Origin of the sequence: Schlesneria sphaerica (assembly GCF_044336245.1) — a bacterium.
Taxonomy (GTDB): Bacteria; Planctomycetota; Planctomycetia; order Planctomycetales; family Planctomycetaceae; genus Schlesneria; species Schlesneria sphaerica.
Window position 1 is genome coordinate 6,627,302 of record NZ_CP172346.1, and the last position, 22,523, is coordinate 6,649,824.

17 protein-coding genes are annotated in these 22,523 nt (G+C 56.1%); 13 read left to right on the plus strand and 4 right to left on the minus strand.

Annotation, left to right across the window (positions count from 1 at the left end; all coding sequences use genetic code 11):
• The first annotated feature begins 13 nt into the window (after nt 1–13).
• On the plus strand, nt 14–778 hold the full coding sequence (locus ACGY09_RS23810) for an HAD-IIB family hydrolase (RefSeq protein WP_397569711.1): 765 nt from the start codon (nt 14–16) through the stop codon (nt 776–778).
• 60 nt (nt 779–838) lie between these two features.
• On the opposite strand, the gene ACGY09_RS23815 is transcribed toward ACGY09_RS23810, so the two are convergent.
• Both ACGY09_RS23815 and ACGY09_RS23820 read right to left on the minus strand, forming a co-directional pair.
• Nucleotides 839–2,245: a PDZ domain-containing protein gene (locus ACGY09_RS23815; RefSeq protein WP_397569712.1), complete on the minus strand. Its 1,407-nt coding sequence runs from the start codon at nt 2,243–2,245 to the stop codon at nt 839–841.
• A 58-nt stretch (nt 2,246–2,303) separates the two neighbouring features.
• On the minus strand, nt 2,304–3,173 hold the full coding sequence (locus tag ACGY09_RS23820) for a neutral zinc metallopeptidase (protein WP_375314922.1): 870 nt from the start codon (nt 3,171–3,173) through the stop codon (nt 2,304–2,306).
• 313 nt (nt 3,174–3,486) lie between these two features.
• Between ACGY09_RS23820 and ACGY09_RS23825 the strand changes: the two genes are divergently transcribed.
• The gene (locus ACGY09_RS23825) at nt 3,487–4,152 is read left to right on the plus strand and encodes a DUF1345 domain-containing protein (protein ID WP_397569713.1); all 666 of its coding nucleotides are present in this window, start codon (nt 3,487–3,489) and stop codon (nt 4,150–4,152) included.
• 331 nt (nt 4,153–4,483) lie between these two features.
• Nucleotides 4,484–5,599, plus strand: a complete 1,116-nt coding sequence (locus ACGY09_RS23830; RefSeq protein WP_397569714.1) for a DUF937 domain-containing protein — start codon at nt 4,484–4,486, stop codon at nt 5,597–5,599.
• 255 nt (nt 5,600–5,854) lie between these two features.
• On the opposite strand, the gene ACGY09_RS23835 is transcribed toward ACGY09_RS23830, so the two are convergent.
• Nucleotides 5,855–6,910, minus strand: a complete 1,056-nt coding sequence (locus tag ACGY09_RS23835) for an ADP-ribosylglycohydrolase family protein (RefSeq protein ID WP_397569715.1) — start codon at nt 6,908–6,910, stop codon at nt 5,855–5,857.
• Between the two features lie 183 nt (nt 6,911–7,093).
• On the minus strand, nt 7,094–8,353 hold the full coding sequence (locus tag ACGY09_RS23840) for a sulfate adenylyltransferase (RefSeq protein WP_373652473.1): 1,260 nt from the start codon (nt 8,351–8,353) through the stop codon (nt 7,094–7,096).
• Nucleotides 8,354–8,771: 418 nt separating this feature from the next.
• Between ACGY09_RS23840 and ACGY09_RS23845 the strand changes: the two genes are divergently transcribed.
• From ACGY09_RS23845 to ACGY09_RS23890, 10 genes are all read left to right on the plus strand, one after another.
• The gene (locus ACGY09_RS23845; protein WP_397569716.1) at nt 8,772–9,914 is read left to right on the plus strand and encodes a substrate-binding domain-containing protein; all 1,143 of its coding nucleotides are present in this window, start codon (nt 8,772–8,774) and stop codon (nt 9,912–9,914) included.
• A gap of 52 nt (nt 9,915–9,966) precedes the next feature.
• Nucleotides 9,967–11,676: a hypothetical protein gene (locus ACGY09_RS23850; RefSeq protein ID WP_397569717.1), complete on the plus strand. Its 1,710-nt coding sequence runs from the start codon at nt 9,967–9,969 to the stop codon at nt 11,674–11,676.
• Nucleotides 11,677–12,102: 426 nt separating this feature from the next.
• Nucleotides 12,103–13,428, plus strand: coding sequence for an enolase C-terminal domain-like protein (locus ACGY09_RS23855; RefSeq protein ID WP_397569718.1), 1,326 nt, complete (start codon nt 12,103–12,105; stop codon nt 13,426–13,428).
• Nucleotides 13,429–13,703: 275 nt separating this feature from the next.
• Nucleotides 13,704–14,552, plus strand: a complete 849-nt coding sequence (locus tag ACGY09_RS23860; protein ID WP_373652469.1) for a ParA family protein — start codon at nt 13,704–13,706, stop codon at nt 14,550–14,552.
• Between the two features lie 662 nt (nt 14,553–15,214).
• Nucleotides 15,215–15,826 carry an HNH endonuclease gene (locus ACGY09_RS23865; protein ID WP_373652468.1) on the plus strand — a complete coding sequence of 204 codons (612 nt, stop codon included), beginning with the start codon at nt 15,215–15,217 and terminating at the stop codon, nt 15,824–15,826.
• A gap of 387 nt (nt 15,827–16,213) precedes the next feature.
• A complete protein-coding gene (rfaE2, locus tag ACGY09_RS23870; protein WP_373652467.1) occupies nt 16,214–17,746 on the plus strand; it encodes a D-glycero-beta-D-manno-heptose 1-phosphate adenylyltransferase in 1,533 nt (510 codons plus the stop codon).
• A 31-nt stretch (nt 17,747–17,777) separates the two neighbouring features.
• Nucleotides 17,778–18,857: a lipopolysaccharide heptosyltransferase II gene (gene waaF / locus ACGY09_RS23875; protein ID WP_397569719.1), complete on the plus strand. Its 1,080-nt coding sequence runs from the start codon at nt 17,778–17,780 to the stop codon at nt 18,855–18,857.
• A gap of 187 nt (nt 18,858–19,044) precedes the next feature.
• A complete protein-coding gene (locus ACGY09_RS23880) occupies nt 19,045–20,256 on the plus strand; it encodes a glycosyltransferase family 4 protein (protein WP_397569720.1) in 1,212 nt (403 codons plus the stop codon).
• Between the two features lie 284 nt (nt 20,257–20,540).
• A complete protein-coding gene (locus ACGY09_RS23885) occupies nt 20,541–20,960 on the plus strand; it encodes a BlaI/MecI/CopY family transcriptional regulator (protein ID WP_373652464.1) in 420 nt (139 codons plus the stop codon).
• A gap of 270 nt (nt 20,961–21,230) precedes the next feature.
• On the plus strand, nt 21,231–22,448 hold the full coding sequence (locus ACGY09_RS23890; RefSeq protein WP_397569721.1) for an FG-GAP repeat domain-containing protein: 1,218 nt from the start codon (nt 21,231–21,233) through the stop codon (nt 22,446–22,448).
• Nucleotides 22,449–22,523: the final 75 nt, after the last annotated feature.

The window sequence follows — 22,523 nt, forward strand, 5'->3', positions numbered from 1 at the left end:
TGGGATACTTACTGTGAATAGATTTCCCTGGTTGGTTGCCAGCGACCTGGATGGCACCCTCCTGGACGACGCCTCGGCAGTCGAGCGTTTTCGCTCGTGGTGGAGGTCGCTCCACCCCACGCCGCGACTGGTATACGCTTCAGGCCGATACTATGCGTCCATCGTTGCTTCCGTTCAGGAGTGGAAACTGCCCTCTCCTGATGCCGTCGTTGCAAACGTGGGCAGTGAAGTACGACTGTATCCCTGCGGAAGGCCCTTGGAGGAATGGTCTCATCGCTGGCGGACTCGCTGGCAACTCGATGAGGTCCGGAACCTGCTGGATCGGGAACTTGGACTGAACCTTCAGCCACCGCAGTGCCAATCCGATTTCAAACGCAGCTATACCGTATACGATGCTGACGAAGAATGGCTTGCACAGGTCCGCGATCGATTGCGAGAAAAACGGATTGCTGCGGAACTGGTCTATAGCTCCGGCCGCGACCTGGATGTTCTTCCGATGGGAGTCAGCAAAGGAACTGCGATTGAGTTTCTGGCTCAATCCTGGCAGATTCCCAAGACGCACGTACTCGTCGCGGGGGATTCCGGTAACGACCTGTCAATGTTTCAGCAGGGGTATCGAGGAGTCGTCGTGGCAAACGCACAGACAGAGCTTGCCGATGCATCCGGTCCTCATATCTACCACGCGCGACGTCAATTCGCGGACGGAGTCATTGAGGGATTTGAGTACTGGATCAAGCATCAAACGTCTGTTTCTCGCGTCAGTCAGGCGAAGTGTTGATCGAGTTATCAATTCCTCCCGCCCACCAACCCGACGGACTGAACTGACAGGGGCCCGGAATCAATTCCGCAGGTCGACGTCGAGAGTCGTTTTCTTTCCTCCGGAAGGGTTCAGGATGGTCAGTTTGAGGATTCCCTTGCTGGAGTGAACCGCGTCGTTGAGATCGTTCGGATGCAGGACTGCCTTGCCATTGGCCGCCAGTATCAGGACGCCGGGTTTCAGACCCGCACGAGCGGCAGCGCTTCCGGGTTCGACTTCAGTGACTTTGACGGCGAAGTCGTCATCGTGGAAGGCTAACTCTGTCACCGCGCCCAACTTTCCGGGTACCGAATTCGTTGAAGATTCGACGTCCGCCGGGAATGACTTGATGGGAGGTGTGCCACCCAGATTCACTGTGACTTCCGCGTCGCGTCCGGTGCGCGAATCACGCACAGCCAGTTTGAGAGTCGGACCGCTTTTTCGCAGGGCGGCGAGCAACTGTTCTGGACCGGTGAGGGGAGCTCCATTCGCAGAAACAATGATGTCTCCCACTTCGAGTCCCGCCTTCCCAGCTGGACTTTCGGGTTTAACTCCCGTCACCTTCAGCGCACTGCGCGTCCCGAGGGTGACAGGTTCAGCAGAAATCCCGAGCGAAATCTTTCCCGGCTGAGTGGCTGGCTTTTCTGCAGTCTCGGACGTTGCCTCCCTATCTGAAGTCGTTGCGGCGTGTGGGTCGATCTCGATCTGAGCCTTTTTCCCGGTATTTACATCGACTACGACGAGCGAGAATTTTTTGCCTTGAGAAGCGAACGTCTCCAACTGTCCCGGAGATTTGATCGCTTCACCATCGATACCGGCAATGATGTCACCGACTTCGAGACCGGCTTTCTGGGCAGGACCGCTCCGTTCCACGCTCCTGACCCGCAGAGCAATCCGATTCTGAATCTTGATAACTTCACTTGTCATACCGAGCTGTGATTTTTCCGCTGCGGCGGGAAGGTCGTCGAGCGAAATTGATGCTGAATCGTCGGCAGGATTAAATGAACCTCGCTCCCCAGCGACTTCGTACCAGTCTGGAAATGATCCTTCCCATCCCCCCTGTTCGCGGGCTGTCAGGAACGCTTTGATCTGCGCTCGCTCTTCGGGTGGACCTTGAAAACTTTCCGAAGCGATGACTTTTCCCGACGGATCAAGCCGCTGGGAAATATGGATGTAAACAGACTCGCCCGGCCCCGCGAATCGCGTGGCCTCTCCCTTTTTAAGAGCGGTTCGGCCTTCTGATTTCTGTACATCGACCTGCACCAGGTAGTCTGTCCGTCCCTGTCGAGGACTCTTGAAAACCTGCCGGACCACTCCCTCGACAACAAGCGGGGCATCAGACTTGTCGAGGCGTTCACGTGTCTGCGCAAATGCCGACTGGTGAGAACCCGTCAAGATACTGAGAAGCATCGCCATGTGGACCGCAATGTTGAACTGCCCAGCGCCCATGATGTTCTTTCACTGTGAGGAAGGAATGGTCACGCAGATTCAATCCGAGAGCCGGGTTTCACAGATCTTCATAAGGAATTTCGAATAGCTCTTTCAGTCTGTTCAGGTCACCCGTCTGCAGTCCGAGTTTGAACCACTTTGTTCGCTGTGCCGAAGTCCCATGCGTATAACTCTCTGGGGACGTGAAACCGCGGGAGTTCTTCTGGATCCGGTCGTCTCCAATCGACTGCGCCGACTGGATCGCTGCTGCCACGTCACCGGGTTCGACAAAATCAAACTTCTTCTGGCCGTAATGGGCCCACACACCTGCAAGATAGTCTGCCTGAAGTTCCAGCCGGACCGACCAGCGATTGAATTCAGCCTTCGGGCCTTGCCGCTTCTGGTTGACGAGGTCGCTGTATCCCAGCAAGTTTTGTACGTGGTGGCCGATTTCGTGTGCGATCACGTAAGCTTGCGAAAACTCTGCGTCAGAACCCCCCATTTTCTCCTTCAGTTCCGTGAAGAATGTCGGGTCCAGATAGACGGTTCGATCTGCGGGGCAATAAAAGGGACCAACGGCTGACGGTGCGTTTCCACAACCGGTGGCGACCGCGTCCGCGAAGAGCACCATGCGGGGGGGGACGTATTGCTCGCCTGCTTTGCGGAATTGCTCGTCCCACACTTCTTCCGTAAACGCGAGAATGGTCGCTGCAAAATCACCGCTCCGGCGTTCTTCAGGAGTCAGTTCCCGTTCGGCGACTTGTCCTCCCTGTCCTCCCGGTGGATTGACGTTGTTCATCAACTGCTGAACTTTTCGGGGATCGATTCCCATGAATGCAGCGATCAGCATGACAATCATCACACCCAGGCCGCCTGCCGCCATTGTGGCGGGCCGCATAGCCCTCCGATCCTCAAGGTTACCGCTTTTCCTTCCACCTTCCCAACGCATTGTATGCTTCCTTCAGTTATAAAGATGGGTACGTTGCCAGATCGGGAACGGGGATTGCCACTGTCCAGCAACAGATAAGAACCGCATTCGAACTCTTTCGGTAGAACGAAGTTTCGCCTTCGTAGAGTATGAGTTCGACCAGTCCGAGGCAATGCCCTGCCTGCCGAACTCACCGACAGGTGAGCGAGCAACGAGACCTGAATCGATTTTCTGAGGACTGGTCGAACATACGGTCTGCAGCTTTCCGGCGTGGATCAGTGGCGCGTCAATCTGACTATGGGGGCCTGGGAGAAACGTGAACAAGAAGTCGAAGATGTCGCCTTGGAAAGTGATTCTCGGGCGAATGGTATTTGCGGCACTGATCGGTTTGTCGGCGTTCGGGGTATCGACGGCTCTAGAACTCGAGTCGCGGATTCTGCTGGGATTTGATCTGGCGGTTACGAGCTACATTGTGACACTCGTCTGGAGAATGGCGGCGGCGGATGCGACGTCCACACGGGAAGACGCGGCACAGATCGAATTCAACAACGTCGTCGTTTTGCTGGTTGCGGGTTTGCTGTCGGGACTGAGTCTCGTCGGTGTGGGACTGATGCTTCATCGGTCGGTGAATTGGTCACCCGCGATGACTAATCTGCATCTGGGCCTATCGCTTGCCGCAGTCTTTCTCACCTGGGGACTGCTGCACCTCTTGTTTGGTATCCACTACGCGCGGTTATATTACGATCCCACGCCGCCGGCGGATGAACCTGCAGATCGTCCTCCGCTCGAATTCCCGGACGACACCATGCCCGATTTCTGGGACTTCATGTACTTTTCGTTCACACTGGCGATCTGTTACCAGGTGTCGGACATTTCCGTCCGAAGCAGACGTTGTCGACGAGTTGTTCTGGCTCACGTTCTATTATCATTCCTGAACGTGACCTTCATTCTCGGGTTTGTAATCGAGATCATAGGAACGTTTATCAGCCCGACTACTTAATTCATTGAGTTAAACCTTCAAACACGGCTGTAGCTGGGATTGCATCTCAACTGGGCCATTGTGATTACGTCTATGAGCGTAGTTGGATACGTTAGGGTTGAAGATCAGATTGCGTCTGATTACGCTGCAGTGGACCTCATCGGCCGACTCACATTCCTGTGTATTTAAAACGACTTTCATCAAAGTTAGTTGCCAACCTCTCGCGTTACCTGATCCGAACGATACCGTGCAAGGCGTTCGGCTTTGGGGTACTGTTTTCATGTCGTCGGACACAAATCGAGTCTCTCACGTCAGTCCCTCTTTCATCTGGATTTTGCAACGGAGCGACACTATGAACATCGTCGAAATGATCCTGAAAGCATTGTCGGGCGACACGCTGAAGACGCTCTCGGCCGCTATCGGGGAAACGCCAGAGAATGTTCAAAAGGCGATCTCGGCCATCGTGCCGACTCTGCTGAGCGGCCTGGGCAGTCTGGCTGCAAAGCCAGATGGGGGCGAGAAGATCTGGAACTCGCTTCGGAAGGTCGACGAAAATGTCGCTGACGACCTGGGGGGTGTCCTTTCCGGTGGAGGAGCCGACGATCTCGCCAAAAAAGGGACCGGGATCCTTGAAGACTTGCTGGGCAAAGGTGGCCTGACAGCGCTGATCGGCTCCATTGCTTCATTCCTGGCAAGCAATCCGGCTTTGGTGAAAAAACTCCTTCCGCTCGTGGCCCCGTTCATCCTGAGTTTCCTCGGTAAACAGGTCAAGTCGCAGGGTCTCGATTTGGGTGGTCTGCTGAAAATGATCTTGTCGCAGAAGTCCAACATTGCGAAGGCTATGCCCGCCGGGCTTGCGGACAGCCTTTCAGGCGTCCAGGGACTGGGCGACTTCAGCAACTTTGCCGCAGACTCGGCGAGAAGTGTCAGGGCGGCCGGTGATAAAGCTGCTGCGGCCGCTTCAGACTCGATGCAATGGATGGTTCCCCTCGTGGCTCTCGTCGTTTTGCTGGCAGCCGGGGCGTGGTGGCTTAACAATTCCAAGCCCCCTGCCGGACTTGGGGGAACTCCGACGCCGGCCAATCCACCCGCTGCTGGAGTGGGAACACTCGGCTCGGCGCCGGGGCCACAAGATCCTGCAGAGACGGTCACCAAAGATTTTGGTGGTTACATGCGCGACGCGTACGAAGCTCTGGACAGCGTAACCGATGTGGCGACAGCCGAAGCGGCAACTGAGAAGCTGACGGCTGTCACCGCAAAAGTTGATTCATTAACGAGTGTCATCGAAGACCTTCCCACTTCGTCACGCGCTATCGTCACGAGCATCGTCAAGCAATCTCAGAGCAAGCTCCAGGAAAAGATTGATAAGGTTCTCTCCATTCCCGGGGTCGAAGACGTCCTGAAGCCGGTTCTGAATGGCCTGACAGAAAAGATCACAGTGCTCCTCAATACCCCGGCTGCTGAGTAGTTCTGCCTACCGGCGGCGGTCAACGTCCGACGAATGATCTGCAAGCAATCACGGACGGAGAGTTGACCGCCCTCTATTTTTACAGGCTGGCTGTCGACAGATTCTTGGGACGGTGAACGGGTAGCAGCGGCGCTGCAGAAGGAACGGGAGTGGTGGCAAAATCAATTCTGAACGAAGGGATCTTTTCGATTTGTGATTGAACTAACCCTTGGGCTGGTTTCGGTCCAGTGCCCGCTTTGCATTCGGTTTCCACACTTAGTACGGCGGACCGAGACGGCGGAAGCCGTGGTACAGAACGATCGCTGCGAAGCACAGGTTTCGAGCGAGAACGGCGATGACCGGCAAACGGATGGGCCGAGTCACTTCTGATGATTTCATCGAAAAATAAAGCTGCTTCCCGAGACGCTGCATCCATGTAACTGACCGGGGCCAATCGATGATTGAGGAAAGCCATTCCTGCGGGATTCCCTGTTGCCCGACCGAGGCCCCCACAATTCCCCCGACGAAGGCCGCAACCGAGTCGGTATCACCACCGCAGCGGATCACAGATGTGATGGCGGTTCGATAATCCAGGGGATGAGTGAGCCACGCATGAATCGCAATTGGGACCGAATGATACATGTACCCGGAAATTCGCTGTGAGAGTCCGAGAGAGCCAGCATAGGCATCCGTACTCTGAGACTGGCTTGCAGATGCCACCGTGGCTGACATCAGCTCCAGAAACTCGTGTGCGCCCTCTTCCGGGAGAATCTGCCTGAGCCGCTCGATGTAGTTCTGCGGTGAAACAGATTCCACGTCTTTCGCCATGGCGGCTGCCAGACCGATTGCGCACGCTCCATACTCGGCTTTGGGATCCGTATGAGTTAATCTCGTCGAAGCCCGAATGAGGTCGCGAAAGCACGGCGCGTCACCGTAAGCGATTCCGATGATCCCGGCACGCATCGCAGGCCCATTTCCGGCCGAGCGAACGCCGCTGTGTTCGGGAGAGCATCCCATCCACAGCCGAATAATCGACTTGAGCGTGGCGAGACCGATTCCTGCGGGGGCTCCCAGCAGCCACCATCTCAGCCTGCGAGCGAGTGATCTGCGAAACACCTCAACGTTGCCCTTGGCGTCGATCAATGCCTGGGTCACCATGCAGAGGTGTTCGGTGTCGTCCGAAACCATGCCACGTCGGAAGAAGAAGCGTTGGCGATCGGGAGGGCCGAGCAGTTTTGTGCCCCGTCGCCGCGAAAGTCCTTCATACGGCAGTCCCAGTGAGTCACCGACTGCTGTCCCGAGAATGCAGCCGACTACCTGATCTTCGGTCATCGCCAAAACTCCAGTGCGAGCGGAGGACGACTACAGAAACGGGCACAGTGGTGAATTGTCGAAGGAGGCTCAGAGTCTATATACAGAAACGGGGCGGTGATCGACACCGCCCCGTTCGTGATCGCTGTTCATTCGGCCTGCAAATCAGCCGACTGACACGAAAGCCACCTGATCATCTGGCGACTATGCCGTCTTCATCGCGGCACCCAGGATCTGGCTGGTGCTTGGACGCATGACTCGTGGATCGACCTGTTCACCCTTCTGCAGGGTGGCTCGGATGTCTTTACCCGAGATGGAGACTGGCTTCTCACCCGGGTGACGCTCTGTCAAATCGACGCGGCCGCAGGATTCGTAGTAAGCCGCAAAGCCTACCTTGAGTGGCTTGATCTGCAGGTCACCGCCGAGCTTGTCGAAGATCTGGTGAGCATCGAAGTCACCCCAGATGTTCTCGCCGTTGGCGTAGGGAGCATCAGCGTGCTTACGACCAATGATGATGTGCGTGTATCCCATGTTCTGCCGATAGATGGCGTGCATCACGGCTTCTTTCGGGCCACCGTAGAACATCTTGATGTCGAGGCCAAGCAGCACGACGCGGTCAGGCACGGACTCATTTCGTGGACCCCACAGAGACTGATCGCTATCTCCGTCGCCCAGTTGGCGCTGCTGGATCAGAGCTTCGTAGGTCGCCATCCGGATTTCGGCGTTGACGTCGTCACCCTTGGTTTCCCCAATCAATGGATTGAGAACGGCGAGAGGGTTCTTGCCTTCACGAATCAACGTTTCCAGTCCGTGCACCAATGCGTACTCGTGTGCGCGGTGCAAAGGGTTACGGGTCTGGAATGCCACGGCAGAGTCACAGCCCTTCTCTGCCAGCAGCTTACGAACTTCACGTGGGGTCAGAACGTACTTGCCGAACTTGGCGTTCTTGGGCTGCGGCAGAACGCGGATTTCACCACCGAGGAGGTGAGAATTGCCTTTATCGCCTTCCAGCACCATCGACGCACCGGGATGATCGATGCGATCCGTGAGATAAACGCTTTGCAGGTATTTCAGTTTTGGCCAGGGATAGACGTCGGTGATGTCGAGGGTGGCGGCGATCTGGCCATCGGGACCAGTAAGGGCAACCTTGTCACCTGCCTTCAGGGTCTTCGCCAGTTCCGCTGAGACGGGGAAGGCGAGAGGGATTGTCCAGGCGTACTTCTTGCCGTTGCTTTCAATGCAGCATTCGTCCAGCACCTTGTGATAGACTTCGCTGGTCATGGGGCCCGTCAAGGGGCTGAGGGTACCATCGCCAAGTCGGTAGACAGTGGACAAATCGGCGGCGGAAACGGGAACCTTTGTGAGTCCCGCGGCTTCTGCCTTGAACGCATCGATTTCATTTGCACTGACAGTACGGCAAACGGGAGCAGACAGCCCGCCGTGTGGAACGATCAAATCGGCCATGAGATTCCTTCGCAAAAATGAGAGGCTTTTGACGTATCGGCCAGCGTTGTCGAGCCCATGATTTTTTGCGGCTCTCTTACCAATACCGTTCGAAATCTATCCTCAACGTGGACAGTTGCCGACCAGAGTTGGTGCGGCGGTCGAAACTTAAAGTAACCATCGAAAAACTGCAAGCCGCGAATCGTCTTGTCAATCCAAGTCGGGCCTGCGGCGAGAAAATCGCAGTCACTGGACGCCAATCGGCCTGTCCGCGCCAGTTCGATTGAGATCGCATCAGGAGCCGAACGCATGCGCAAAACAGGCCGATCCTGTGTCTACTCAATGCGATGCTCACGCTGCTTGACCAGCACTTTGCAGGGTGTGTATCGTCAATCTCTGACCCCGGTCTCTCCTCTCAATTCGCTGAAGGTGCGCTCCCATGACGCTGTCTCGTATTCTGCCCGGTCAGATCCTGCTGGTGCTCGTGTCACTGGTCTTCGTCGGATGTGAGCCGAATGTTCCTAAAAGCGAGACCGGGGACAAATCGGCCCCTTCCGCCAGTGCATCGGGATCACCGACGGGCACCTCGGGAACCTTGAAGCGTCTCATCATCCTCACCAATGGAGATTCCCCGTACTGGGACGCCTGCCGACAAGGCTTACTGGCGGCGGGAAGTGATCTGAAACTGAAGGACGACGGGCTGGTCGCGGAACTCGACGTCAACGACGGCACTGCTCAGGGACAACTCAGTAAACTTCAGCAGTACGCCACCCAGAGCGATATTGCGGGCGTCGGCGTTTCCGCTATTGATGCCAAAAATGTCGCGATCGCTGACGAACTTCGTTCGCTGCAGAAGAAGGGAATTAAGATCCTGACCATCGACTCGGACGTCGATCGGTCGCAATTCGCCGATGCCCGGTATGCCTTCATCGGTACGAACAACCTCGCAGGTGGCCGCTTGCTGGGAAAATGTGCAGCGGAATTGAAGCCCGAAGGTGGAGAATACGTCACCTTCGTTGGCTTCCGGGGAGCCCAGAACGCGATCGATCGCATCGAGGGGTTTGCCGAAGGGGCCGGCGAGAAGCTGAATTCCAAAGACACCATGGAAGATGGAACGGACAAAACAAAAGCACGCGACAACGTCCGTAACGCCATTCGGAATCATCCTGATCTGAACTTCCTGGTGGGGATCTGGTCATATAATGCTCCCGCCATCGTGGACGTTGTCAAAGAGTCAAACCGCCGGAAGGATTTCACGATTGTCGTATTCGACGCCGAACCGACGGCGATTACGGCGATGAAAGAAGGAAACATCGACGCCATGGTCGTCCAGAACCCATTCGGCATGGGCTATGAAGGGATCCGGGCTCTGGCGGCTCTCGTTCGCGATCAGAAAGAGACTCTCACGGAGATGTTCCCCCGATATGGTCAGGATGGCGGGGATATCTTCGACACCGGCCTCAAAGTTGTGATTCCGTCAAATGAATCACCATTGAATCCCAATCACTTTGAGGGAGTCGAAGTGATCACGCTCGAGAAATTCCAAGAGTGGTTGAGCAAATACGATCTCACCGGGTCCTGATCTTCATTTCTGCCCCCCCTCCCTTTTGCCACCCCATTGATCGCGAGTCTGTATGAACACTTCTGTTGTCGCGGCGCTGATTGCGATGATCATCGCGGCAGTCACTATGATTGGCTTGCGTCGATTGATCGCACAAAACGCTGCCCAGCGACACCAGCTTGGTTTAGTGGCGGCGATCTTCATCGTGCTGTGCTGTACGACGTTACTGGATGAACAGCATAACTACGTCGTAAAGTGGGAACTCAGTCTGATCGACCTGCTGCGCCAGACGACGATGCTGGCGCTCATTTCCTTCGGCGCCGCAATCGTGATCATAGCGGGAGGGATCGACCTCTCTGCGGGATCGGTGATCGCGTTCAGTGCGTCCATCTGTGCGTCGTTTATGGTGCTGCTCGCCCCGGAGGCGGTGAATCAATCGTTACCGCTGGGGACGGGGGTCATTGCGACCGCAATTGCGGGGACGCTGATCGTCGGACTGTTAATCGGCAGCCTGCATGCGTGGCTGATTACGGAAGTTGGGCTCCCCCCATTCGTCGCGACACTGGGGACGCTCGTGGGTCTGCGCAGCCTGGCACGAGCCATCGTCGAAAGTGTGACCCAGACGATGCTGGGGGGAGCGCGCACCCAGATCAATATCGCGGATCGTCCGTTCCGTGAATTGTCGGGCGCGATTTCCGGAACCGTCTGGAACCTGACAATCCTGGTCGCAGTCGTCGCGATCGTGCTCTGGTTGTTGATGAGCAGGACCGTCACTGGTCGCCACTTGTATGCCTTGGGAGGGAATGAGCAGGCGGCGCGACTTAGTGGGATTCAGACGAACCGATTGAAGTGGCTCGCCTACAGTATCAGTGCCGTGCTGTCCTCAATGGTGGGGATACTTTCTGTCAGCCAGTTGAGTGTCGCGGATCCGCAGACCCTCGCACGGGGGTACGAACTGAATGCCATCGCTGCTTCGGTCGTCGGAGGCTGCAGCCTGCAAGGAGGCGTCGGCACGATTCAGGGGACGCTTCTCGGGGCACTGTTTCTGCGCGTCGTCATCGACGGTGTGGCGAAGATCATCAAGACAGGTGCTGACGTCTACGAAGGATTGATCGTCGGGGTGCTGGTCGTCTTTGCGGTCACGTTCACCAAAACTTCGACGAGCCTCTCGTTTGGCAACCGACGCTTGTTTAAGGGCCCATTGGGCTGGGTCACGATTCTCAATCTGACACTGCTGTCGGCTGTGATGACGGCGTTGCTGGGGGCAAAGCTGTTGAAGGGCCAGATTCAAATGGACGCGGCCTGGCTCGCCACTGTGGCGGCTGTCGCCACCTTATGTCTGCTGTTGCTGGTTCGATCCAACTTGAAACCTCAGCTCAAGCAGATACTCGGAGTCGTTTGGGCGGTTGGTGTGATTGGTGCGGTCATCGGACTCGACGGACTCTACCCCGGTGCGCAGCGACGCGCTGCGGTAGGAATGGTTCAACGGTTGGGGGGATCGATCACTCAGGATGAGGACGGATCGATCAACGCAGACCTCGGTGGAACCGAGTGCCACGACGCTGACCTGAAACGTCTGCTTCCGAGGCTGAAGTACTTCTCCAAAATCGGGTCGCTTGGTGTGAATAACACTTCGGTAACAGATTCGGGCCTCGATGCGATCGGCAAGACATTCCAGGGATCGCAGACCCCCGCGCGCGTCAATGTGACAGGCTCGCAGGTTACGCCGAGCGGTGTCAGGAAACTGCAACGCACTCTGGATGGCGTCGAAGTTCTCCACTGATCGGCACTGAAGGCGAATCGGCATTGAGGACGAAGATCGCCACCAACTGAGTTTCGAGCCAGACGTCTCCATCTCCGCAAGTGGTTTGCGATCTTCCTTTCGGAAATTGGAAGCCTCGCTTGAGGAGTGCTCCCTGAAAGATGTGAGTCTTCAAATTGAGGACGTCCCTGCGCTTCGCGTTCCCGAATTGCGAGAGCCGATCTTGGCGAATTGGGTGATATCCAGACCGCTTTTGATTCGATCTCTGACGGCGGAAATGGTACGTTGCGACATTGCTCGAAAGATCCGTAGCGGCGCGAGTCGCCATTATCTGGCGCTCGCGGAATTCATTTACTGGAAACATCGGGAACACTGAGAATGCAGCAACGAAGTGACATCTCTTACAGTCCACGGATGAGCCGTCGAGACGTTTTGCGGTGGGGCGCAATGGCGAGCAGCGCAGCTCTGCTTGGACACTGGTCTGCTCCCCAACTGCCGGCGGCCGTGTCGTCGACCTGGCTGACGATCGAAAAGATTGAGCGAACGACACTTCATCTTCCGTTCCGTGAAATCCCTGCCCGTGCGATGGCGCGCGAGATTCCGCATTGGCAGTATCTGGAGATCTGCGAAGTTACTCTGAAGTCCGGGAAAACCGGGTTCGGTGAGACAATGCTGTTCTATACCTGGGGAACCACCAGCGATCAGGCTGTCGAACGCTGTCGGGGGAAGAATGCGGCAGAAATGATGTGGGACGATTCTCTGGGAGCCGGATTGCAGATGGCGCTCTTCGACGCCGTGGCCCGGACGCTGGAAGTCCCGTTGCATGCTCTCTTGGGTAAGAAGCACTACCCCCGGACTCCGCTTTCATGGTGGAATATCGACCTCCCCCCCGAAGACCTGGCGAGCGAATGTGCACTTGCCTACAAGTCAGGGTACATGTCTCTGAAGACTAAAGGTCGGCCCTGGTTTGATTTGTGGAAGCAGATCAAACTGTCGATCAAGGTAGTTCCTGAGTCGTTCAAGATCGACATGGATTTCAATGACACGTTGCTGACCGCGGAGCGGGCGATTCCGATTCTGAAGGAGTTTGACAGTATTCCCCAAGTCGACATCTGGGAAGGTCCGCTTCCTCAGGCGGACCTGGAGGGAAATCACCAGTTGAAAGAGGCACTCAAGGCCAAGGTCGCGCTCCACTACGGTAACCCTGATCCGTGGGACATGCTGAAGACAGACGCCTGCGACGGCTTCGTGGTGGGTGGAGGCGCATCCACGCTGATGCGAACGGGAGCGGTTTGTGCCATGTCACGAAAGCCGTTCTGGCTGCAACTGGTCGGCTCGTCCGTCACTGCCGCTCACTCATTGCATTTCGGTGGCGTTCTGGAATGGGCCAAATGGCCGGCAGTGAACTGTCACCAGCTATTCGACGTATCGACACTCACGGCTCCGATCGTGGTTGAGAATGGCACTGCGATTGTCCCGGACGCCCCGGGTGTTGGCTTTGAGCTGAATCGTGACGTACTGAAGAAGTACGCTGTGACGAAGCCAGCCACGCGACCAGAGCCCCAGCGGCTGCTGGAAACAACGTGGCCAGACGGTCGGACGATGTACACGGCGAGTAACGGCACCGTGAACTACATGCTCACCCACGCCATCGCCGGACGAATGCCCTATTTCGAGAAAGGGGTTAACACCCGATTGGTTCCCGATGATGGTTCCGCCAAATGGCGAGACCTGGTCGAAAAGTCGCGAGAAAAACCTTACATGGTGAAATAGACAACCGAACGAAAAGAACCGGGGGAATCTCTCCGGTTCTTTTCATTTCCTGACTTGCACGAATCACAGTGGATGGGGTGAAGATGCTGCAGGTAGTCTCGCCCTGTCTCATGCTCGCCGCCAGAATGTCAGATTGCGAGTGGAATCGTCGCTAAGTCAATTCAAGTCAATGACTTCAATATCAGGTGTCTGTCTGTGAAACCCGTCTTTCACCGATTCGCACTGTCGGCTAAAATTGCCTCATCGAATTTTGACTCTCCGGGAAAGGACGCCCGATGCGCAGCATTTGTGTGATGAATCAGAAGGGTGGCGTTGGCAAGACGACTACCAGTGTGAATCTTGCGGCTGGTCTCGCAAAGCAGGGCCGTCGTGTCTGTCTGATCGATCTGGATCCACAAGGCCACGCATCCCTGCATATGGGTGTGGATGCATTTGGGCAGACTCCGACCGTCTACGATGTTTTCTCCGGTCGGAAGTCGATGGCCGACGTTAAGCAGCTCGCAGTCGACAACCTGTGGGTCGTCCCGTCTGACCTCGATCTGGCGGCGACCGAAGTCGAACTTGTCGACATGCAGGGGCGTGAACTGATCCTGCGCAATGCCATTGAAAAGCTTTGCCAGCAGCAACCGCTGGATTATGTGGTCATGGATTGCCCCCCTTCCCTGGGTGTTCTCACGATCAACGCCTTGACGGCTGCGAAAGAAGTCTTCATCCCTCTGCAGCCGCATTTTCTAGCCTTGCAGGGCTTGTCAAAACTGTTCGAAACGACCGCCCTGGTGAAGCGCCGACTGAATCGCGATCTGATCGTCAGCGGAATCGTGCTGTGCCTGTATGAAACATCGACGCGACTGGCTGCCGATATTACCGACGACCTGATCCACTTCCTGGAACAGAGTGACCCACGGGCTCCCTGGAAGAACGCTCGAATCTTCGAAAGCCGTATCCGACGTAACATCAAGCTGGCGGAATCCCCCAGCTTCGGTCAGTCCATTTTTGACTACGCTCCGAAGAGTCCCGGTGCCATCGACTACGGAGCTCTCGTCGCGGAAGTTCTCGGAGCAGAAGTGGCCAATGCCGAGCCTGTCGCTCCAGTCCAACAGGCGGTTGACGCAATAGCTGCTTAGGCCACCTTCTGCAACAACACCTTTCGAACTCGTTTCTGTTCAAGCCCGCCCAGTTCTGGACGGGCTTGCTTGCATTCGGCCTTAACACACCAGGCGCTCAGAAGCGTGCCCATCGCTGATGGTTGGGTGGAACAAGCAGCATTGTTTCCGTAGAGGCGTGCGGTTTCGGAAACACGAAACTGCATGCTGCAAGCTTGATGCATCGAAAGGACTTATGAGTCGGGGCTGGAACTGCTTGAAAATCCAGGATGAGGCGACAGTGTCAGACGGGGACAGTCTGGCGCGGTGGCGAATCAATCGCCTGCGGACCCGCTTCAGAAAGCGGACAACGCGGTGCTCTCGGTCATCTTAAGAGTCGTAAGTTGCTGTTTGCGTAAATGCTTTGATTAGGTCAGACGATTCGCAGGCTCGCATTTGTGAATGCTGACGATGATCCTGACAGTCTCGTTAGTTCTGTAATCGCGATGTTTTCGAACCCGGTCTCAGGGATAGGTGACCGCTGATCCGTCGATGCGCCATTGTTGCCGTTTGGTTGAGACCCCGTCTACAATGAGGGGACGGTTGGCGGTTTGCATGGTCTATTCCTGTTTCTGCCTCTTGCAACTCGCCACTGTGATGCACGTGACGCCCCTACTTGTCCAGTGCGGAGGAGCACAGGCGAGATGATTGCAGCACACAGTCCGGCGATTCAGTCGAGCGTACTGGCACTGAATCGTCACTATCTTCCGGTGCATGTTCTTTCAGTCAGTCGCGCCTTCTGCCTGCTCTATAAAGGGGCCGCTGAAGTCATCTCCGTCGACGACGGTACGTTTCATTCGTACGACTTCGAGAACTGGGTGGAGATGGGTTTTCTCCGTCTCGAAATGGATGACCGGGAGGATGTGGACTGGATTCGCGCGGTGAACTTTGAAATCCAGGTCCCTCGTATTGTTCGGTTGCTCCGCTATGACCGATTGCCCCGAAATGGGGTCAAGTTCAATCGCCGCAACATTTTCCTACGGGATGAGAACCGCTGCCAGTACTGCGGAAAACGCTTCGGAACACATCGGCTCAGCCTTGATCATGTGATGCCCAAAAGTCGTGGAGGGCCAACCAACTGGGAAAACATCGTCTGCTGCTGTCTGGATTGCAATGTGCGAAAGGGGGGGCGTACTCCCTATGAAGCGAACATGAAGCTGATGAAGCAGCCTCACAAACCAGCGAGAAATCCGTTGTTGTTTCATCATTTGAGTAGCCGCAAGTACGACTGCTGGCGGACTTTTCTAAGCGATTGATCTGCTTCGCACGAATGCGCATCCGAGATGAATCGCGCGCCCGGACGCCGTTTCGCGGTCGTCCCGGGGTGCCAGTCGGGTTCCAGCACGGAGACTTTCGCACTTTGACACAGTGATTTAGGGTCCAGTGGAAGGTGACTCTGCCGGGTTCGGGGCACCTGGGCACGCCTCACGGCCACGAGCGTCAAAGCATGAGAAACCTGTCCCGAGGCATTTCGATTTTGAAACCGCATTGACGGAACCGCCTGACGTGAGGATGATTGCGGGCATCAGAAGTTAACCTGATGGATCCGGCGGAGTCCGGACCTGACTCGGGAAGTTCCTTCACGGATCCTGAGCGACGAATTGGACGAAGAGCGTTAGTCAATCAGCCAAGGATGGCGGACAATGACGTTTGAACTGATCGATGAAATGGCGCGACTGGGCACTCCGCGGGTGCTCGTCATCGGTGACTTGATCCTGGATCGCTATGTCTGGGGTGATGCCGAACGGATCAGTCAGGAAGCCCCCGTGATTCTCTTGCGAGAGGATCGACAGGAAACGCGGCTGGGTGGCGCGGCAAACGTCGCCAACATGCTGCGCGGACTGGAGGCGGAAGTCACTCTCGCCGGCGTTGTCGGAGCCGATCCCGATGGAGTCTGGGTCGCGAAAGAGCTCGAACGATTTGGAGTCGACTGTGCGGCTCTGGTCGTGGACAGTGACCGGCCGACGACCTGCAAAGTCCGATTCATGGGACGTGCCCAGCACCGTCATCCTCATCAAATGCTGCGGGTCGATCGGGAAGATCGAAAGCCTGTCGCCTCAGCCATTGTCGTGCAACTGCTGGCAGCCATCCTTCCCCGGCTGCATGAATTTCAAGCGGTGCTGATTTCCGACTATGCGAAAGGAGTCTGTACTGCAGAACTGCTGCGACCTTTGATCAAGGCCGCACGGGCCGCGGGATTGCCGGTGATTGTCGATCCCGCCGCAGGCGGCGATTACAACATCTACCGTGGCGCAACAGGCGTCACACCCAATCGCTCGGAAACTCAAAAGGCAACGGGTGTTGAAATCCGGACGATCGATGCTGCCTATCAGGCGGGGCAGTTGCTTGTCGAAAAGTTCGAGCTCGACATGGCCTTTGTTACGCTCGACCGGGACGGAATTGTTCTGGCGCCGCGTAATGGTCAATCTGTCCACTTGCCCACCCGCGTGCGTGAGGTCTACGACGTGACCGGAGCCGGCGATATGGTTCTGGCCATGTTCGGATTGGGCATGGCCGCCGGCATCGATCCGACCAATCTGTGTCGACTGGCGAACGTGGCCGGGGGACTTGAGGTCGAACAAGTCGGCGTCGTTCGCATCAGTCGCAAAGAGATTTTGACCGACCTGCTGCGAGGATCCCGTCGCGCGGCAGGAAAGGTCTGTACCGTCGACGAGTTGACGCGGCATGTTGCCGCAAGGCACAAAGCGGGACAAAAGGTGGTCCTCACCAATGGTTGTTTTGACCTGCTCCACGTGGGGCATCTCAGCTACCTGCAGGAAGCCGCCCAGGAAGGAGATTGCCTGATTGTCGCAATCAACAGCGACAATAGCGTGCGACGTTTGAACAAGGCGCCCGATCGACCGATCTTCAATGAAGAGTACCGCGCTCAGATGCTCGCGGGGCTGGAATCGGTTGATTACGTCGTTGTCTTCGATGAAGAGACTCCCCATGCCGTCTTGCGCCAGATACAGCCGGACGTGCTCGTGAAAGGGGGAACCTATCGCGAAGACGAGATCGTCGGACGCGAGGTGGTGCTCGGCTACGGTGGACGAGTCAAGGCGTTGGGGATTACCCCGGGGGTTTCGACCACTGAGATCGTAAGGCGGTTACGGGCCGTCCAGACCGAGGCAATTTCGATTCCGTTGCCTCAACCCGCTGAACGACGTGCAGCGTGAGGCAAAACTCAGCTCAATGGCTCTAAATCCCATGAAGCTTGCAATCTTCCTCCCCAACTGGATTGGCGACGTCGTGATGGCGACGCCCGCTCTCCGCGCGATTCGGAACGAATTTTCGTCGGCAGAGATCGTCGGTGTGATGCGTCCTTACGTCGCTGATGTCCTCGCGGGGACCGGACTGATCGATCGTGAGCTGTTCTATAATCCCCGCAGCAAGGATTCGTCGCAGCGAGATATCAGTTTGATTCGCCGCCTGCGCGCGGAGCGATGCGACACGGTTGTCCTTCTGCCGAATTCCTTCCGTAGCGGAGTGCTCGCCTGGTTGACTGGTGCCCGTCGGCGTGTGGGATTTGCGCGTGATTTGCGGAGCTGGTTGCTGACGGATCGAGTCGTTCCCAAATCGAAATCGACGCCTCATCCGGTAATGGACGAGTATCTGCGTCTGGCCGATCGAATGGGGTGTCGTTCGCTGGCAACGAAGACGGAACTGGCGGTTTCTCCCGAGGACCAGGCACGGCTGGACGAGTTCTGGTCGGGCCGATGGGTCACGGAGAACCAGGAATGGAAGCAGATCACAAGTCAGAGTCCCGCCAACTACGTATGTCTGAATACCGGTGGAGCATTCGGTGCCGCAAAGAACTGGCCCCGAGAATACTTTGCCGCGTTGGCACGTCGCATCGCGACAGAGCTTAACCGTTCGGTCCTGATTGTCTGTGGACCTGCAGAACGGGATGACGCGCGCTGGATTGCGGAACAGGCGCGACATCCTTCGGTGCTGAGTCTGGCTGATACTCCACCCAGCATCGGGTTGACCAAAGCGGCGATTCGCTCGGCCCAGTTGCTGGTCACAACGGATTCCGGGCCACGTCACTTCGCGGCTCCGTTTGGTACGCCCGTCATTACTTTGTTCGGTCCAACGCATATCGAATGGAGTGAAACGCGGTATGAACTGGCAGAGCACTTGCAATTGAAACTTGATTGCGGACCCTGTCAGCAGCGAGAATGCCCATTAAAGCACCACCGCTGTCTGCGGGATCTGAGCGTCGAGAATGTGTACGCTGCAGTGCAGCGTCAACTTCAGCGGCGCTCATCCCTTCCCAAGGTCGCATAGGGACATCCGTAAAAGTAAACTCAGTGTCTGCAACGTCGGCAGGTCGTGATTCGCAGGAAGCGGTGAAAGACGGCCGACGCGCTTGCCAGAGAATCGCACCTGTTCAGTTTTGCCTGGAAGCTCCCACCCTTGTCAGCAATCCCGATCTGAACGTCTGGGGCCAACTCAATTCACATCGAGACGTTCTATGCACATTGCTCTGATCCGCCGTTTCTGCTCGCTGAAAAAGGCGGGAGCTGAACGGTACTGCGTCAATCTTTTTCGGGGGCTGCAAAAACTTGGACACCAGGTCACAGTCATCGGTGAAGGAATTGATGATGAACTCCGCAATGAAGTGGAATTCGTGCCGATTCACGTCGATCGAATGACTTCCTGGACTCGAAACCTGTCGTTCTCGGCAAACTGTGCTAAATTCGTGCGTTCCCGCCCCTTCGACATTGTTCACGGGCTGTCACGCGTTGAAGGTCTCGATACCTTTCGTTTAACTGACCCCATGCAGACGCATTGGGTGAAGGTCTGGTACCGCAATCCTGTTTCGCAGTGGTTTCAGCAACTGAACCCTCGACATCGCGCGATCTTCGAACTGGAACGAAAACTGTATGGACCGACGGGGGTTCGTCGGGTGATTGTTCAATCAAAACTCGACGCTCGCCTGCTGACTCAGTACTTCGGCATTGATGAGTCCCGCATTCGCCATATCGTTAATGGTGTGGATACGAGCGTCTTTCACCCGGGCGTTCGATTCGAACGGGATGCCGTTCGCAGTGAGCTGTTCGGACAGTTTCCTTCGGCAGCTTCTGGTCAGGCGGGGAACGACGCAAGAGAAACTGGTGCTGACGTTCAGCAGGACGACACCCCGCTGATCATCTTCGCTTCGATGGATTTCCGCAGAAAGGGTCTCGATTCTCTCTTGGCAGCTCTGGCAAAGACGAAAAATCGCGACATCCGGCTAGCTGTACTGGGGGCAGGTGACATTGAGGGCTACCGCCGCATCGCGCGGTCGCTGGGCATCGAACAACGGGTCTACTTCGCGGGGAGGCAAAGTTCGATCGCGCGATTCTATGGGGCCGGCGATCTGTTCGTCCTGCCAACGGTGTATGAGCCTTTCCCGAATGTGAACCTCGAAGCCATGGCTTGCGGAACTCCTGTGATTACAACGGCGACGGCTGGAGGGGCCGACATCATCCAGGTGGGCCGCAATGGATACGTGATCCCGGATGCATGGTCTGTTCAGGAGCTGACTGAACAAATCGACCATTTCTTCGCGCTTCCCTCCAATGTCAGGATAGCGATGAGCGATGCCTGCTGGCAGGTCGCCTCCCGCTTAAAAGTTGAAGATAATGCCCGGCAAGTCGTTCAGCTCTTTGAAGAAGTGTTGCGGGAAAAAAATGCAGGGTGAATGCGATGTCACCGCCACACACTTAATTAGCGAGGCGAAGAAACGGACTGGTCCCGAGCGTCACGCGGTGCAAGAGAGCCCATTACGGATTTACCCGCCCTGCGTCAAGTCCCTTTTATTGGGTTATACCTGCGAGGCCATTGCGTCTTAGCAATTGAGTAGCGGACAGTTTCGGTCCCCTCTGCTTCGGTGTACTCTTGATCGCAGGACTCTATCACATCAATCCTGTTATTGGTCGTTCTGACCGGTACCCGCTCGCGAGCGTCATTGACACCGAGGCAGACATGGCGAAGAAGAAGCAAACAGCAAAACTGTCAGTGGGAGAACTGCGCTTAATGGCCGTCCTCTGGCGATTAGGACCTCTCAAACTTTCCGAGGCCTACCGTGAACAGCCTGGGAATGTCGGCTACACGACGATTCAGACGCAGCTTAACCGCCTTGTAGACAAAGGGGTTGCCGTACGGTCGAAGTCTCGACCTATGCGCTACGAAGCTTTACTAGACCCTAATGCGGCCGGGGCCGGAATGTTGCAACTACTGGTCGATACTGTTGGCAGTGGCAGTATCCTTCCCCTGGTTCAGCAACTGGTGACGCTCCGTCCTATCTCCAAAAGCGAGGCACTGGAGTTGAAGGAAATCATCGATGATTCCGTTTCACCCAGGAAAGGAGTAAAGAAGGCCGTGAAGCGTGTGAAAGCCAAATAGGTTTCCTCTTGGACGAGTGTTCACTGAGAATAGCTTGCTTTTCGGTAATACTCCTTGTGCCGCCATCCAAGCGGTAACTCCCCCCTCGTGGGGCAATCCATTGCGAATTTTACCACCATGGATTTGACCCGGTTGCGATGAGCAATTGAGCGTTTTGCATCCATTTGGTTGACGAACCAATTCAGCGACGTGACACTGACAGGTCAAGTCGAGATTTTCGACCAGGGGATATCGATCTGTTGATTCATCGCTGCTGAGGAGCCTTCGTTCATGCTGCTACGCGTGTTGTCTGTCGCATCTGTGCTGGGACTGCTGCCGGGAATCCTGAGTGCGGGCGAGCCGAGGTTTGAACGAATCGAACTGGATGCGACATTTCGATCCGAAGGAGTCACCGTGGGGGACTTCAACAAGGACGGAAAACTCGATGTTGCCGCTGGCGACGTCTGGTATGCCGCTCCCGATTGGAAGCGGTCACGGTATCGGCAGCCGCTCAATCAGCAGGGACAGCCAACCGAGGCATATGACGGCACGAAAGGCTACTCGAACTGCTTTGCCAGTTTTACCTACGACCTGAATGGTGATGGTTGGGATGACATCATTGCTGTCGGCTATCCAGGCGACCCGTTCTACTGGTACGAAAACCCCAAAAATAAAGAGGGGGACTGGAAGGCTCACGAAATCTGGCACAGTGCCTGTAATGAGACCGTACTGTTCACCGACGTGAACAACGATGGCAAGCCCGAACTGATTCTGGGATCACAACCAGAACGACAGATGGGGTATCTTACGATTCCGGCGACCGAAAAATGCAATGAAAAATGGGTCTTTACCCCCATCAGTGAACCGGGTGAACCTCATGAGAACGGCACGTTCAAGTATTACCACGGGTTGGGGACTGGCGACGTCAATTCGGACGGACGGATCGATGTCATCATCCCCCATGGATGGTGGGAAGCACCGGCGAAGCTCGGTGATGGTACCTGGACGTTCCATCCACTCCCGCTGGCCAAAGACAATCAGGGGGCTCCCCTGCCCGCTTCAAACATCCAGGTGATCGACCTCGACCTGGATGGTGACAATGATTTGATCCTCAGTTCAGCTCATGCCTTTGGGATCTGGTGGTTCGAGAATCCCGGCAAGGATTCCTCAGAACCCTTTAAGTATCACTTGATTGACGAATCATTCTCGCAAACCCACGCACTGGCTCTTGTCGATCTGGTAGAGAAGAACAAGCCCGCTCTCGTGACGGGAAAGCGATTCTTCGCTCATATGGGAAGTGATCCCGGCGAGTTTCAGCCGGTCGTGATGTACTGGTTCGAGATCGAACGGACGAAGGGGCAGCCACCCCGGTTCGTCAAGCACGAGATTGAAGCGGGTCGGGACACAGGTGTCGGAACGCAGTTCTCCATGGTCGATTTCAATCGTGATGGTCGACTCGACATCGTGCTTTCCAACAAAAAGGGTGTGAATGTCCTCCTGCAAAAGTAGGTGGTCGCGAAGACACGGTGCGTGGGAGATGACGTCGACTTCCCATCGATTCCGACAGCACGGATGACGTGGTCC

Bases quoted from the DNA above. Each gene is read 5' to 3' on its own strand.
- ACGY09_RS23860 (WP_373652469.1), top strand. From the start codon at position 13,704: ATGCGCAGCATTTGTGTGATGAATCAGAAGGGTGGCGTTGGCAAGACG.
- ACGY09_RS23890 (WP_397569721.1), top strand. From the start codon at position 21,231: ATGCTGCTACGCGTGTTGTCTGTCGCATCTGTGCTGGGACTGCTGCCG.
- ACGY09_RS23835 (WP_397569715.1), bottom strand. From the start codon at position 6,910: ATGACCGAAGATCAGGTAGTCGGCTGCATTCTCGGGACAGCAGTCGGT.
- ACGY09_RS23840 (WP_373652473.1), bottom strand. From the start codon at position 8,353: ATGGCCGATTTGATCGTTCCACACGGCGGGCTGTCTGCTCCCGTTTGC.
- ACGY09_RS23855 (WP_397569718.1), top strand. From the start codon at position 12,103: ATGGCGAGCAGCGCAGCTCTGCTTGGACACTGGTCTGCTCCCCAACTG.
- ACGY09_RS23820 (WP_375314922.1), bottom strand. From the start codon at position 3,173: ATGCGTTGGGAAGGTGGAAGGAAAAGCGGTAACCTTGAGGATCGGAGG.
- ACGY09_RS23880 (WP_397569720.1), top strand. From the start codon at position 19,045: ATGCACATTGCTCTGATCCGCCGTTTCTGCTCGCTGAAAAAGGCGGGA.
- ACGY09_RS23885 (WP_373652464.1), top strand. From the start codon at position 20,541: ATGGCGAAGAAGAAGCAAACAGCAAAACTGTCAGTGGGAGAACTGCGC.
- ACGY09_RS23830 (WP_397569714.1), top strand. From the start codon at position 4,484: ATGAACATCGTCGAAATGATCCTGAAAGCATTGTCGGGCGACACGCTG.
- ACGY09_RS23815 (WP_397569712.1), bottom strand. From the start codon at position 2,245: ATGGGCGCTGGGCAGTTCAACATTGCGGTCCACATGGCGATGCTTCTC.
- ACGY09_RS23825 (WP_397569713.1), top strand. From the start codon at position 3,487: ATGTCGCCTTGGAAAGTGATTCTCGGGCGAATGGTATTTGCGGCACTG.
- rfaE2 (WP_373652467.1), top strand. From the start codon at position 16,214: ATGACGTTTGAACTGATCGATGAAATGGCGCGACTGGGCACTCCGCGG.
- ACGY09_RS23850 (WP_397569717.1), top strand. From the start codon at position 9,967: ATGAACACTTCTGTTGTCGCGGCGCTGATTGCGATGATCATCGCGGCA.
- ACGY09_RS23845 (WP_397569716.1), top strand. From the start codon at position 8,772: ATGACGCTGTCTCGTATTCTGCCCGGTCAGATCCTGCTGGTGCTCGTG.
- waaF (WP_397569719.1), top strand. From the start codon at position 17,778: ATGAAGCTTGCAATCTTCCTCCCCAACTGGATTGGCGACGTCGTGATG.
- ACGY09_RS23865 (WP_373652468.1), top strand. From the start codon at position 15,215: ATGATTGCAGCACACAGTCCGGCGATTCAGTCGAGCGTACTGGCACTG.